This window comes from Streptomyces sp. P3 (assembly GCF_003032475.1).
Classification (GTDB): Bacteria; Actinomycetota; Actinomycetes; order Streptomycetales; family Streptomycetaceae; genus Streptomyces.
In genome coordinates this window covers 5627550-5640443 of sequence record NZ_CP028369.1, presented here as the reverse complement: position 1 = coordinate 5640443, position 12894 = coordinate 5627550, and the positions used below count along the sequence as shown (strand labels likewise).

The following is a 12894-nucleotide window of genomic DNA, read 5'->3' as shown; positions in this document are numbered from 1 at the left end:
CGGCCCACGATGGCGGACGTCGCCGAGAAGGCGGGTGTGTCGCGGGCGCTGGTCTCGATCGTGTTCCGCAACCAGCCGGGTGCGAGCGAGGAGACGCGGCAGCGGGTGCTGCGGGTCGCCGACGAGATCGGCTACCACCCCGACAGCGCGGCCCGACTGCTGGCCCGGGGCCGCAGCCGCACCCTCGGCGTGATGTTCACCGTCCAGCAGGCCTTCCACACCAACCTCATCGAGGGCGTCTACCCGGAGGCGGAGCGCCTTGGTTACGAGGTGTTGTTGTCCGCCGCCACGCAGGGCCGCAGCGAGGAGAAGGCAGTCGAGGCGCTGCTCAGCCATCGCTGTGAGGCGCTGATCCTACTGGGCTCCTTTGCCGAGCCGGCCTTCCTGGAGGAGTTGGGGCGTCGCACGGTCGCCGTGTCCGTCAGCCGGCGGGTCACGCACGCGCACGTGGACTTCGTGCACTCGGCCGAGGGCAAGGGCATACGGCAGGCGATGGACCATCTCGTCGAGCTGGGCCATCGCAGGATCGTGCACCTCGACGGCGGCAAGGGCCCCGGCTCGGCCGAGCGGCGGCGCGCCTACCGGGCGGCGATGCGGCGCCACGGGCTGGAAGCGCAGGATCGGGTGATCCCGGGGGATCACACGGAGCGGTCCGGCATCGAGGCCGGCCGTCTGCTGCTGGCGGAACGCGACGAAGGGCGGCCGCTGCCGACAGCGGTGCTCGCCGGCAACGACCGCAGCGCCATGGGCCTGCTGATGGCCCTGACCCGGGCCGGCGTCGAGGTCCCGCGCGACATGTCCGTCGTCGGCTACGACGACAGCCACCTCTCCCACCTCATGCCGATCGGCCTGACCACCGTGCGCCAGGACGCGGGCCTCATGGCCGAGCACGCCGTCAGGTTCGCGGTGGAGCGGTTGGAAGACTCCCGACGCGAGCCGCGGGAGGCCGTGGTGGAACCGAAGCTGGTGGTACGGGGGACCAGCGGGCCGCCGCCGGAACGCTGATGCCCGCGGACCGTCACGCGGTGGGCGGGCCCGTGACCTCTCCGGGGAAGGAGATGCCGCACAGCCGGCGGATCTCGTCCATCACCCGCAGGGTGGCCACGGAGTCGGGCAGGGGTCTGAGCGGGGTCTGGAGCCGTCCGGCCTCGATGCGCCGGGCGACCTCCGCCGCCTCCAAGTGCGGGGAGATCGGCGTGGGTCGCGTCGTGCGAGGCGACGACGACGGCGTCGACCTCCGCGTCCGCGATCAGGGCGTACGGGTCCCCCGTGGCGCGGGCGTCGGGGACGGAGCGTGCGACCGTCGCCCCGCCAGCTCCACATCGATGTCGGCGACCATCGTGACGTGGGCGCCGGACACAAGGCGATGCAGGGTGTTCACATGATCGGCCCCATGACGCCGGTGCCGATCACTCCGACGCGAACCGTGCTCACGCCAAAGCCTCCCTCGGTGCTCGGGGATGACGCCGGTGGGCGTCGCGGACGCCCACCGGCAGGTGGGGACGGTCGGTGTTCGCGCCGCCCGTCAGGACGCGGCCGCGCCGCCCTTGGCCGACACGGGTGCGGTGAGGTCGGACTCCTCGGGCAGCTCGTCGACGTCGACGCCACGCACCTGGGACAACTCGTGCTTGAGAGCCGCGAGTTCGGCGCCGCCGGCCATGTGGTTGGTGAGCTCTTCGAGGCTGACCCGGTCACGGGAGGCGGTGAGCTCCATGGTGCCGAGGCGCAGGACGCTGAAGTGGTCGCCGACCATGTAGGCGTGGTGCGGGTTGTGGGTGATGAAGATGACGCCGAGGCCGCGGTCGCGGGCGGCGGCGATGTACTTCAGGACCACGCCGGACTGCTTGACGCCGAGGGCGGCGGTGGGCTCGTCCAGGATCAGCACCCGGGCGCCGAAGTAGACGGCGCGGGCGATGGCGACGCACTGACGCTGGCCGCCGGAGAGCGTGCCGATGGGCTGTTCGAGGTCGTCCAGGACGATGCCCATGTTGCGCAGTTCGCGGTCGGCGGTCCTCTTCATGGCGTCGATGTCGAGACGGCGCACGGGCCAGGGGCCCTTGGTCATCTCGGAGCCGAGGAAGAAGTTGCGCCAGACCGGCATCAGGGGGACGGTGGCGAGGTCCTGGTAGACGGTGGCGATACCGCGGTCGAGGGCCTCGCGGGGCGTCGTGAAGCGCACCGGCCGGCCGTCGACGAGGAACTCGCCCTCGGTGTGCTGGTGCAGCCCGGAGACGATCTTGATGAGGGTGGACTTGCCGGCCCCGTTGTCGCCGAGCACACAGGTCACCCGCCCGGGATGGACGGCGAGGCTCACGCCGTGCAGGGCACGGATGTTGCCGTAGGACTTGCCCGCGCCGCGCAGTTCGACGATCGGGCCGTCCCCGGTCTCGGGCGGGGTGGCGGGGCTGGTGGCCCCCTTAGTTCCGGATGTGTTCGTCGTCATCGGGTCACCTCCGGGTCGCCGAGCGCTGGATGTACTGGTTGATCAGGACGGCGCCGAGCAGCATGACGCCGAGGAAGGCCTTGAACCAGTCGGGGTTCCAGCCGGCGTAGACGATGCCCTGCTGCACCATGCCGAACATGAAAGCGCCGAACACCGGGCCGATCGCCGAGCCCGCACCGCCGGTCAGCAGACAGCCGCCGATCACCGCCGCGGCGATGAAGATCAGCTCCTGGCCCACACCCTCGCCGGACTGCACAGTGTTGAAGGTGAAGAGCTGGTGCATGCCGACGAACCAGGCGCCGAGGCCGACCAGCATGAACAGCGAGATCTTGGTGAAGTTCACGGGCACGCCGACCGCCCGTGAGGACTCCTTGTCGCCGCCGACCGCGAAAATCCAGTTGCCGTACCTGGTGCGCAGCAGCATCCAGGTGGCCAGGGCGGCGAAGACGAGCCAGTACACCACGGTGATCTTGACCTGCACCCCGCCGATGTCGAAGGTCGACGCGAAGATCTTCTTCGCCTGGGCGAAGCCGTCCATGTCGCTGATGTCGTCGGTGGCGACGTTGCCGGTGACCAGCTTGGTCACCGCGAGGTTGACGCCCTGGAGGCCCAGGAAGCTGCCGAGGGTGATCAGGAAGCTGGGCAGGCCGGTCCTGACGACCAGCCAGCCGTTGAGGAAGCCGATCGCGAGGGACACGACGAGCGCCAGGACCGCGCCGACCCACACGTTCACACTGAGCTGGTAGCTCAGCATGCTCGCGGTCAGCGCCGAGGTGATCACGGCGACACCGGCCGACAGGTCGAACTCCCCGCCGATCATCAGCAGGGCCACCGGAATCGCCATGATGCCGATGGTCGACGACTGGTACAGCACGTTCGCCATCGAGCCGCCGTCGCGCACGGGCGGCGCGGCGACGAGGAAGAACACGTACACCGCTGCGGCGCCGAGGAGAACGCCCACCTCGGGACGGGCGAGCAGCCGGAGGGCCAGGGGCCGCCGGGCGGTGCGCCCGTCGGCCGCCTCGGGGCCGGAGGCCGGCGGTGCGGTCACCGCCGGCTCGGCATGCTGGGTCACACTCATCACCGCGTTCCCTTGGCGGCGAACCCGGCGACGGCGTCGACGTTCTCCTTGGTGATGAACGCGGGGCCGGTCAGGACCGGGGCCGTGCCGCCGCCGCTGAAGTTGCCGTTCGTCTTGTAGAGCCACAGCGAGTCGACCGCCAGGTAGCCCTGGAGGTACGGCTGCTGGTCGACAGCGAACTCGACCTGACCGTCCTGGACGGCCTTGACGAGGTCCTTGTTGAGGTCGAAGGTGGCGACCTTCGCCTTGCTGCCGGCGTCGGAGAGGGACTGGACGGCGGTGAGCGCGATGGGGGCGCCGAGGGTGACGACCTGGTCGATCGAGGAGTCCTGCTTGAGCTTCGCGGTGATCGTCGACTTCACCGACGGCATGTCGGTGCCGTTGACGTACAGGACGTCCGTCTTGCCCTTGAAGCCCTGCTTCACACCGGCACAGCGCGCCTCCAGCGCCACCTGCCCCTGCTCCTGGATGACGCACAGGGCGTGCTTGGCGCCGAGGTCGTTCAGCCGCCCGCCGAACGCCTGGCCGGCGATGTTCTCGTCCTGGCCGAAGTACTCCAGCATTCCGAGCTTCTTCCAGTCGTCGACACCGGAGTTGAAGCCGACGACCGGGATGCCTGCAGTCTTGGCCTTGGCCACGACCTCCTTCAACGCGTCCGGCTTGGCGGCGGTCAGGGCGATGCCGTCGACCTTCTGGTCGATCGCGTTCTGCACCAGGTTGGCCTGGTTGCCCGCGCTCGGGTCGGAGGAGTACACGAGCTTGACGTTGTCCTTGGCGGCCGCGGCCTGGGCGCCCTTGCGGACCAGGTCCCAGAAGGTGTCGCCGGGGGAGGCGTGGGTGACCATGGCCACGGTCATGCGCGGGGTCGTCGCCTTGCCCGCGGAGGCCGCCTCGCCGCCGTCCTCGGCCTTCTTGCCGCCGCTGCTGCTGGAGCAGGCGGCGAGCGTCAGGGTGCCGGCGAGGACTGCGGCGGTCAGGGCGGCGGCTCGGTGGTTTCTGTGCATGTCCCTTGCACCTCACTGTGCTGATCAGGGTGGGAAATGGGCTGACGGCCTCGAAGGAGAGCCCGGTCCGGCGTGCCGACCGGGCGTGTGGTCAGGGGCGCCGTGCGCGGCGGGAGATCCCGTCGTCGTCGGCGGCAGCGGCGGGTGTGCGCTGCCTGCTCTCGGCCATCTAGAGCGCGTTACTAGCGCGCTCTAGAGCACGTACTATGAAACGCCCTCGGAGTGATGTCAATAGCTTTGTCAGGACGTATCGACAAGGTTTCAGGGTGATGACGACACGGTGGAGGCCCTGCTCGTCCCATGGACGGCGACGGGGGCCGGACGCTACGCAAGGAAGATTTCCGGCCGTGGCCCCCGGACGGCCACGCCGCCGCGGGCGACTCCGGCACCGCTCCTTGTCGGGGCCGTGACGCGGGTCGAGCATCACCGCCCGGCGCGAGGGCCGTCCCACCTATGCGGTCGGACGGCCCGGAAGGAAGAGGCGCGGTCGCCCGGGACGTCGTGAAGGGCCGGTACGGCCGGGGGCGGCGATGATCGGCCAGGTCCGGCACTCGTCGCCTTCGAGGGTTCGCGGTGTTCGGTCACAGCAGGTCGAACTCGGCCCAGATCGCCTTTCCTGCCGCGGTCTGGCGGGAGCCCCAGCGCCGGGACATCTGAGCGACGAGCAGCAGTCCGCGGCCGCCTTCGTCGAAGACGCGGGCCCGGCGCAGATGCGGGGCGGTGGTGCTGGCGTCGGAGACCTCGCAGAGGAGGGCCTGGTCGTGGATGAGCCGTAGCTCGATGGGCGCATGTCCGTAGCGGATGGCGTTGGTGACCAGTTCGCTGACGACGAGTTCAGTGGTGAAGGCGGCATCATCGAGCCCCCATGCGGCGACGCGGGCGGCGGCCTGCTTGCGGGCCTGGGAGACGGCGGCGGGGTCGGCGGGCAGCTCCCAGGTGCCACGTGGTCGGCGCCGAGGGCACGGGTGCGGGCGATCAGCAGGGCGACGTCGTCGGCCGGGCGCTCGCGTCAGCACGGTTCCAGGAGTCGGCATGGACGACGGAACGGAACGCGTTCCTCCACCTCGACGAAGGCTGCGCTCGGCCGCCGGAATTCCCGCCTACGTCCTACGACGTCGGAGGCCGGGTACCCGAGAAGCCGCTCGGCGCCGCGGCTCCACTCCGTGACGGTGCCGGGCTCATCCGTAACAGCCGTGACGAGGGAGGTCGAGGACGAGGCGTACCCGCTCCCGACCGGCGGGGAGCCGGCTGAGCGAGCATCCCAGCTGCCCATGATCACTCGATCGTATCGAGGTACTTACGCCCATTTTATGGCTTGCGAACGCGCGCACCGGCACACCCAAGCCCCTCATCCATGCCGTCGGCGGCGGTGCCTCCATGTCTTTCGTCAACCCTGTCGTACCGCGTTCACAGGCGCCGTGGTCGCGCCCGGCGCGTCGGCTCCGTCTATCGTGCGCAGGAGTCGGTACAGATCCCCGTCGGATCTCGCGTAGTGGCCCACCACCGGGATGTGTTCGCTGAACTCCGGGTCGGCGTAAGCCTCCTGGACGTGTTCGACGCCGTCCCACTGGACGTACTCCAGCACCCCGCCGTCCTGGTCGAGGTGGATGGCCGACCCCGCGAAGCCGGGCAGGTGTCTGGTCACTCGTTCGGTCTCGGCGACCGTGTACTCGGTGACCCAGCCCTGATTCCCCGGAACCGTGTCGCGCCGCACCACCTGGGTGATCACATCCGGTGAGATCCTCAGCGCCGCCGCCCGGTCCCCCGCCACCCGGCCCCCCGCCGTTACGACCGTACGCACCTCGTAGCCCCGCCACCACACCTGTGCGGCGACCTCGTCCACCTTGGCCATGTGCCCGGACAGCGTGGAATCGGCGAGGAACGCCTGGAAGGAGGCCTTGTCCCGCCACTGGATGTACTCCGCTATCCGGCGACAGCCCACCGGAGCGGTCTGCGCCTCCAGATCACCACCGATCCCGTGGGACAGCCGCTCGAACCAGCTGCCCGCCAGGAAGCCGGGCACGTACCGGATCTGCTCTTCGACGCGTCGCCCGACCAGGTCGAGAATCGCGTCGCAGTCCTTCTCGGGCAGGTCGAGGACCACGACCACTGTGAAAGCGCCGGGGTTCTCCGTGATGGTCGCCATAAGGCCGATCTCCTTGACTGGATGGTCGTTCGTCACCTCTGTGCGCGGGGAGCAGGCGGCCCGCGCGAGCGCGCGTGCCGCCTGCTCCGAGAGGTCAGTTGGCCGAGATGAACTCGTGCACGACGCGGTTGAACTCCTCGGGGTGTTCCATCTGCGCCCAGTGACCGCAGTTGTTGATGACGTACAGCCGGGCGGACGGAATCATCGCCAGCAGCCGCAGCGAGTTCTCCAGGGGGACGGCACGGTCGTCCCGCCCGTGCACCAGCAGCGTGGGCACGGTGAGCCCGCCCAGCAACCGCGGCACGGCCTGGTACAGCTGCGGAGGACCGTTCAGCTCCCCACGGGGCGCCGACAGCTTCCAGTTCTCCAGATGGTCGGGACGGGCGAGCGCCGCCTCCGAACGCCGCTGGGCGAGGTCGGCGTCCTCGGCGAGGGCCGGGTCGTTCGCGAGCGCGCCGACCATCGCCTGGAAGTTCGCCGGCGACGGGTCGAAGTAGGCGCGGCCGATGGCGCGGATCCCCTCCGACCTGTGGTTGGGCGGGCCGAACATGTTGGTGCCGGGGGCGTTGGCTCCCATCGGGACGAGGTGACTGACGCGCTCGGGATGCTCCGCGGTGAACCGGAGTGTCGTCGCACCGCCCATCGAGTTGCCGATGAGGGCGACCCGGTCGAGGCCGAGTGCGTCCAGCGCCAGTCCGAGGGCCTCCACATGGTCACGGTCGCCCGGCTCGGCCGTGTCGCTCTTGCCCCAGCCGGGCATGTCGATGGCGAACACCCTGTAGTGGCGCGCGAAGAAGTCGATGTTCTCGGAGTAGTTGCTCCACCCGCTCGCACCGGGGCCTCCCCCGTGCAGCAGGACCAGCGGGTGACCGTCGCCCGCCTCGTTGTAGTGCAGCTTCCACTTGGCCGTCTGCAGGTACTTGCTGGTGGCCGATTCGGTCAGGGCCTTGGGTGTGGACACAGCTGTCCTTCCTCTCCGGGGTCAGGCGCGAGGGCCGACGAACTTGTGGCCCCAGTTGCTCGTCGAGTCGTAGTGGGCGACCTGCCAGGTGGCGTCGTCGATGACGATGCCCTCGCAGCCGTACTCGATCTGGAAGCCCGACGGCGTGTCCACGTAGAACGACGTCACCTGGTCGTTCGAGTGCTCGCCCAGGGTGATGGCGATGTGGTCGGGATCGTCGTCGATGTTGCTCATGACGCGGCCGACGGTGGAGAAGTCGGGGACTTCGAGCATGATGTGGATGAGGCCCGGGGGCGGCCCGGGGATGCGGGCGACGGCGACCGAGTGGTGGCGCGGGTTGCAGTGCAGGAAGTAGGCGTCGTCGTCCGATCCCAGCTTCGCCATGGAGATCGTGTCGGTCAGCTTGAAGTCCAGCTCCTGCCGGTAGAACTCCGCCAGCTCGCTCGAACTGCCCGAGCTGGACAGGAAGACGTGCCCGGCCCCCAGCTCGCCGGTGACGAACCGGACCCCCAGCGGGGACTCGAAGGGGGTGTCGGCGAGCGGCAGGCCGTGGACGGCCTCGATGGTCTGGCCGTCGGAGTCGGCGAAGACCCGCAACCCCTCGACACCGCGGCGGGCCCGCAGTTCCTCGTCCTCGCCGACCTTGATGCCCCGGGACGTGAGGCGGTCTTCCAGTGCGGCGAGCGCGGTCGCGTCCTGGACGGTGAAGCCCAGGGCCGCCAGGGACCGGGGGCCGGCGGGCGCACCGTCCTCGACGACGATGCGGTACGCGTGCTCGTCGAGCCGCAGGCCCAGATCGCCTCCGGCGTGCCGGACGGGCTGCGCGCCGATGGTCTCGGCGGCGAAGCGGGTCCATTCGTCGAGAGGGCCCCGAACCACTACGTAGCCCAGCGAAGTGAAGACGCTCATGTGCTTTCTCCTCAGGTGGTGAAGGGGGGTGGTCAGCGCGTTGCGGTGGCGAGGGGCTTTCCGGCGGCCTCGTGGTGCCGGGGCGCGGGGATCCCGAGCGTGCGGGCGACCGCGTCGAGCAGGGCGTCCGGATCGACGCCGGAGCGGGCCCGCCAGGCGATGTGGCCGTCGGGGCGGACGAGCAGGCAGCCGTCGTCGTCGATGCCGCGCACGGCGGCCCACTCCCCCAGCGGGTCCCGGTAGCCGTGCTCCGACCCGATCGCGCGGACGACGATGGGCAGTCCGTACAGCGCCGACGCGCGGTCCGCCGCCTGAGTCCACGCCTCGCCGCCCCGACCGGTGATCAGCGTGAACTGGCCCTTTCCGACCAGGTCCACCGTGGACATACGACGGCGGTTGAACTCCACCCAGGCGTGCGGCAGGTGCTCCCCCGGCGCGGTGGAGGGCCGGTACTCCGTCTCGTCGACGGTGCCGCAGTCGTCGCCCGTGTCGTCGTCTCCCGCCGGGACGGCGTAGCGGTAGCCAAGCTCCAGGCCGAGGGCGTTCAGCTGGAGGTCCATGAGCCTCTCCAGCGTCCTGGCGAGCGCGGCGCGCTTGCCGGACGCCTCCTCCGTGTCGTCGTGGAGCGCCCGGACCGTGGCCCACTTCTCGGGGGTCGTCATGTCCGGCCTGAGCCCGATCGTGGGACCGACGGTGAAGACCTCGCGCACGGAGGCGAAGGAGCGGTCCACGACCTGGCGTCCGACCGGGACGCGTTCGCTCGAGAACGTCTCGAGCAGCGAGGCGTCGGCCACTCCGGTCAGCACCAGACGCAGTTTCCAGGCGAGGTTGTAGCCGTCGGCGATCGAGGTGTTGCTGCCGAGCCCGTTGGCCGGCGGATGCCTGTGGACGGCGTCGCCCATGCAGAAGACCCGGCCCGCGGAGTACTGGTCCGCCGCGGCGTTGCTGATCGTCCATCTGTCGATCGACTTGATCTCGACGGGCAGGTGCGGATCGCCTGCGAAGTGCCGGATCCTGGCCACGATCTCGTCGCGGTCGGGCACGAAGTCGTCCGGCACCGGCCAGCCGACCACCCATTCGTCGAAGCTGTTGATCATGATCCAGGTCGCGTAGTCCGGATCGGTGGCCCAGAACAGCACGCCAGGGCGGTGGGCGACGTAGCGGCTCATGTCCGCCTTGATCCACACGTTCACCTGCGGGTTCAGGCCCAGTTCGCCGCGCACCGACAGGCCGATCTCGCTGAGCACCCGACTGCTCGCCCCGTCGGCGCCGACCAGGTAGTCCGCCCGGACGGTGTACTCGTGCCCCGACCGCCGTTCGACGATCGTGGCGTCGACGCCGTCGTCGTCCTGGGTGAGGCTGCGGAACTCGTGGCCGAAACGGAGGTCGACCAGTCCCGTGGCGATCGCCGCCTGGGCCAGGACCGGCTCCAGCTCGTGCTGGAAGAGGTTCAGCGGCAGGTGCCGGCTCGCCCGCCGGTAGCGGGCCTGGTCCCTCAGGCCCGCGCCCCACGCCGTGGTACGGGCGACCTCCGGGCCCTCCATCGACAGGACGAACACGTTGAACGGCAGCTCTTCGAGCAGCCGTCCCTTGGCGCGCGCCTCCTCCTCGACACCGAGGTCGGCGAGGATCTCCAGCGTGCGCTGGTTGGTGATGTGGGCACGCGGTGTGTGCGCGAGCCCCAGATGACGGGTGAGGACGATGCTGGGCACGCCCATGCGGGCCAGCGCGAGTGCGGTGGTGAGGCCCGCGGGCCCGGACCCCACGATCAGCACGGGCGTCCGTTCCGTGGATGTGGCTGGGGAGGGAAAGGCATCGGTGGCCATCGCGGCTCCTCCTCGTTGATCGGGCGCCGTTCGGGGCGCCGGCTGAGCTCGTGGCGTCTGCGACGGTATGGCGCGGCACCGAGCGGGCAAAGCGCGTGTTCCGGGAACCGGAACAGCCGCTCCGTGGCAGGTCCGGCGGCGATCTACGCTCGGCCCGCCAGCTCATCCGTCGCGGAGAGGACCACGCCATGAACCGAACCGGCTGGATCGATGTCCACACCCATTTCGCGCTGCCCGGAGACGGTACGCAGTGGGATCCCCAGCCGGGCCTGGACCACATGGCGCGGCTGGGCATCGAGATGCAGTTGCTGTCCGACTTCTCGGTCTCCGACCCCGCCGCGGTCCGTGCCTCCAACGAGTACGGCGCGTCGGTCGTCCGGCGGTATCCGTCGCGGTTCGGCCTTCTGGCGGGCCTTCCGATGTCCGACGTGGACGCCGCGCTGGCGGAGATCGAGCACGCGCACGGGCACCTGGGCGCCGACGGGTTCGCGTTGCTCGCCGCCTACGACGGCGACTACCTCGGCGCGGAACGGTTCCGCGCGGTGTGGCGGGCCCTCGACGCGATCGGCGCCGGGGTCCTCGTGCACCCCTCGCCGTTCGCGGCACCGGCCCTGGATCTGCCGCCGGCGCTGTTCGAGGTCGCCTTCGACACCGCGCGGACCGCGGTGGACATGGTGTGGCGCGGTGTCTTCCGGTCCGCTCCCGGCGTCCGCGTAGTCCTCGCTCACGCGGGCGGCGCGCTGCCCGCGCTGGCCGGGCGGATAGCGCTGCTGTCCGACGCCGACTGGGTGCCCCACGACGGGGTCACGCCCGAGACGGTGCGCGAGGCCTTCGCCGGTCTCTACTACGACACCGCGATGTCGGCGACGCCGACCGCGCTCGGCCCCGCGCTCGCGGTCACGTCCCCCGGCCACATCGTGTACGGCTCGGACTTCGGCGCGCCGTGCGCGAGCGAACCGGTGCTGCGGCAGACGATGACCTCGCTGCTGACCGGGGGCGCGCTCACCCCGGAGGTCGCGGCCGGTGTGGGACGGCACGCGCACGCGGTGTTCCCGCGGGCGGCCGCCCGGCTGGCTGCGGGCGGGAAGGCGGTCTCATGACACCGCGGACGCACCGGCCTGCACGCGCAGCCGTACCTCGTGGGCGACCCGGGAGCGGCGGTCCGGCACATCGAGGACGAAGATGCCGACGAGCCAGCCCGTCAGGGACTGGGCCATCGTCTGCGCCGATTCCCGTGTGACATCCCCGTCATGGTGCCGGAGCGTCACCAACATCTGTTCCGTGCCGCCCGCCAGCAGTCGGTTGCGGAACGGCTCGACGATCTTCCTGACCTCCGGCTGCGTGGTGCGCTCCAGCAGGACGAAGGCCAGCAGCCGGTGGAAGACCGCGTTGTCGTCCACCGCCTTGGCCACCGCGTCGAAGTACACGTACGCCTGGTCCGACGGCGGGACGGGACGGCTGACGGCCTCGTCGACCGCGGCATCGACCCGGCTGATGCCCCGTTCGAGGACGGCGACCAGCAGACCGGTCTTGGAACCGAAGTGGTGGTAGAGGGAACCCATGGGCCAGCCGGAGAGCTTGCACAGCGCCGACACCGACGTCGCGTGGAAGCCGTGCGCGCCCATCAGCCGCTCCGCGGCGTCCATGAGCGCTTCACGCGCGGAGGAGCCCCGCCCGGCGGTCTCCCCCTTCACGCCGCGACACCGGGCAGTGCCCTGACGATCGACGACACCGTCCGCCGCAGAGGCGGCACGAACAGCTCACTGGACCCCTGTGCGGCGGGGAAACCGATCGACACCGCCGCCACCGCCGTACCGCCGACGACGATGGGCATGGCCACGCACGACCGTCCCGGCACCGCCTCCTCGACGTCCGTGGCCACCCCACGCTGCCGGACGCGCCGCAGCTCACGGCGGAGCAGCTCGGGGTCCAGGACGGAGCGCTCGGTGAGGGCGCGCAGCCGGCCCGCTCCGGCCGCCGCCGTCATGTCGGGATCCGAGTAGGCCAGCAGTACTTTGCCCACGCTCGTGCAGTGCGCGGGCAGGGCCATGCCCACCTCCGTGGGGAACAGCCGCGACCGCGGTGTGTGCAGTTTCTCCACGTAGACGACGTCCGGGCCGCGCAGGACGCACAGATGGATGGTGTGCCCGACGGCCCGGTGCAGATCCAGCAGGTAGGGCAGCGCGGTGTGGCGGACCGCGCCTTCGGGCGACGCCGCGCCGAGAGCCATCATCCGCAGCGCGACCCGGTAACCGGTGCCCTCGTGTTCCACGGCCCCCACTCGGACCAGCATCCCGAGGATGCGATAGGCCGTCGACTTCGGCAGGTCGGCGCGGCGCGCCACCTCGCTCAGCGTCAGCACGCGGCCGTAGCGGAACGCTTCCAGCAGGTCGAAGGCCTTCTGCATGACCGACGACGCAGCGGGCGGCTCGTGCACCCCGGCTTCACTGCCCATGGCCAGTCCTCTCGGGAGTACCGTTAGAGCGAATACTCTAGAGCGTATGCTCTAACGGCAGGCCGGGCA

The 12894-nt window shown here is 70.5% G+C and carries 13 protein-coding genes and 1 pseudogene; 2 read left to right on the top strand and 12 right to left on the bottom strand.

Annotated features, from left to right (window positions below):
* Positions 1 to 9 precede the first annotated feature (9 nt).
* Positions 10 to 1005 carry a LacI family DNA-binding transcriptional regulator gene (locus C6376_RS24975; protein WP_107445483.1) on the top strand — a complete coding sequence of 332 codons (996 nt, stop codon included), beginning with the start codon at positions 10 to 12 and terminating at the stop codon, positions 1003 to 1005.
* Between the two features lie 13 nt (positions 1006 to 1018).
* Here the strand turns inward: C6376_RS24975 and C6376_RS24970 are convergent, their stop codons facing one another.
* The 10 genes and pseudogenes from C6376_RS24970 to C6376_RS24920 all read right to left on the bottom strand — a co-directional run bounded on the left by C6376_RS24970 (position 1019) and on the right by C6376_RS24920 (position 10370).
* A complete protein-coding gene (locus tag C6376_RS24970) occupies positions 1019 to 1180 on the bottom strand; it encodes a hypothetical protein (RefSeq protein WP_254076034.1) in 162 nt (53 codons plus the stop codon).
* A gap of 345 nt (positions 1181 to 1525) precedes the next feature.
* On the bottom strand, positions 1526 to 2443 hold the full coding sequence (locus C6376_RS24960) for an ATP-binding cassette domain-containing protein (protein WP_107445482.1): 918 nt from the start codon (positions 2441 to 2443) through the stop codon (positions 1526 to 1528).
* A 4-nt stretch (positions 2444 to 2447) separates the two neighbouring features.
* A complete protein-coding gene (locus C6376_RS24955; protein WP_107445481.1) occupies positions 2448 to 3524 on the bottom strand; it encodes an ABC transporter permease in 1077 nt (358 codons plus the stop codon).
* A complete protein-coding gene (locus C6376_RS24950; protein ID WP_107445480.1) occupies positions 3524 to 4528 on the bottom strand; it encodes a sugar ABC transporter substrate-binding protein in 1005 nt (334 codons plus the stop codon). Before C6376_RS24950 ends, C6376_RS24955 begins: the two co-directional genes overlap by 1 nt.
* 581 nt (positions 4529 to 5109) lie before the next feature.
* A pseudogene (locus C6376_RS24945) lies at positions 5110 to 5531 on the bottom strand (ATP-binding protein); the annotation flags it as partial.
* 6 nt (positions 5532 to 5537) lie between these two features.
* Complete coding sequence (locus tag C6376_RS46455; RefSeq protein WP_107449164.1) at positions 5538 to 5801, bottom strand: PAS domain S-box protein; 264 nt, start codon at positions 5799 to 5801, stop codon at positions 5538 to 5540.
* Positions 5802 to 5915: 114 nt separating this feature from the next.
* The gene (locus C6376_RS24935; RefSeq protein ID WP_107445479.1) at positions 5916 to 6674 is read right to left on the bottom strand and encodes a hypothetical protein; all 759 of its coding nucleotides are present in this window, start codon (positions 6672 to 6674) and stop codon (positions 5916 to 5918) included.
* A 94-nt stretch (positions 6675 to 6768) separates the two neighbouring features.
* A complete protein-coding gene (locus tag C6376_RS24930) occupies positions 6769 to 7635 on the bottom strand; it encodes an alpha/beta fold hydrolase (RefSeq protein ID WP_107445478.1) in 867 nt (288 codons plus the stop codon).
* Between the two features lie 21 nt (positions 7636 to 7656).
* On the bottom strand, positions 7657 to 8544 hold the full coding sequence (locus tag C6376_RS24925) for a VOC family protein (protein WP_107445477.1): 888 nt from the start codon (positions 8542 to 8544) through the stop codon (positions 7657 to 7659).
* A gap of 32 nt (positions 8545 to 8576) precedes the next feature.
* Positions 8577 to 10370, bottom strand: coding sequence for an FAD-dependent monooxygenase (locus tag C6376_RS24920; protein ID WP_107445476.1), 1794 nt, complete (start codon positions 10368 to 10370; stop codon positions 8577 to 8579).
* 188 nt (positions 10371 to 10558) lie between these two features.
* Here C6376_RS24920 and C6376_RS24915 point away from each other — a divergent pair, with 188 nt between their 5' ends.
* A complete protein-coding gene (locus C6376_RS24915; protein WP_159083252.1) occupies positions 10559 to 11470 on the top strand; it encodes an amidohydrolase family protein in 912 nt (303 codons plus the stop codon).
* Here the strand turns inward: C6376_RS24915 and C6376_RS24910 are convergent.
* Both C6376_RS24910 and C6376_RS24905 read right to left on the bottom strand, forming a co-directional pair.
* Positions 11465 to 12064, bottom strand: coding sequence for a TetR/AcrR family transcriptional regulator (locus tag C6376_RS24910; protein WP_159083251.1), 600 nt, complete (start codon positions 12062 to 12064; stop codon positions 11465 to 11467). The genes C6376_RS24915 and C6376_RS24910 overlap by 6 nt on opposite strands.
* Positions 12061 to 12825, bottom strand: coding sequence for an IclR family transcriptional regulator (locus tag C6376_RS24905; protein ID WP_107445473.1), 765 nt, complete (start codon positions 12823 to 12825; stop codon positions 12061 to 12063). The genes C6376_RS24910 and C6376_RS24905 overlap by 4 nt, the downstream gene beginning before the upstream one ends.
* Positions 12826 to 12894 lie beyond the last annotated feature (69 nt).

Coding starts and splice junctions, on each gene's coding strand:
- C6376_RS24960 (WP_107445482.1), bottom strand. CDS start 2,443: ATGACGACGAACACATCCGGAACTAAGGGGGCCACCAGCCCCGCCACC.
- C6376_RS24950 (WP_107445480.1), bottom strand. CDS start 4,528: ATGCACAGAAACCACCGAGCCGCCGCCCTGACCGCCGCAGTCCTCGCC.
- C6376_RS24935 (WP_107445479.1), bottom strand. CDS start 6,674: ATGGCGACCATCACGGAGAACCCCGGCGCTTTCACAGTGGTCGTGGTC.
- C6376_RS46455 (WP_107449164.1), bottom strand. CDS start 5,801: ATGGGCAGCTGGGATGCTCGCTCAGCCGGCTCCCCGCCGGTCGGGAGC.
- C6376_RS24915 (WP_159083252.1), top strand. CDS start 10,559: ATGAACCGAACCGGCTGGATCGATGTCCACACCCATTTCGCGCTGCCC.
- C6376_RS24920 (WP_107445476.1), bottom strand. CDS start 10,370: ATGGCCACCGATGCCTTTCCCTCCCCAGCCACATCCACGGAACGGACG.
- C6376_RS24925 (WP_107445477.1), bottom strand. CDS start 8,544: ATGAGCGTCTTCACTTCGCTGGGCTACGTAGTGGTTCGGGGCCCTCTC.
- C6376_RS24975 (WP_107445483.1), top strand. CDS start 10: ATGGCGGACGTCGCCGAGAAGGCGGGTGTGTCGCGGGCGCTGGTCTCG.
- C6376_RS24905 (WP_107445473.1), bottom strand. CDS start 12,825: ATGGGCAGTGAAGCCGGGGTGCACGAGCCGCCCGCTGCGTCGTCGGTC.
- C6376_RS24955 (WP_107445481.1), bottom strand. CDS start 3,524: ATGAGTGTGACCCAGCATGCCGAGCCGGCGGTGACCGCACCGCCGGCC.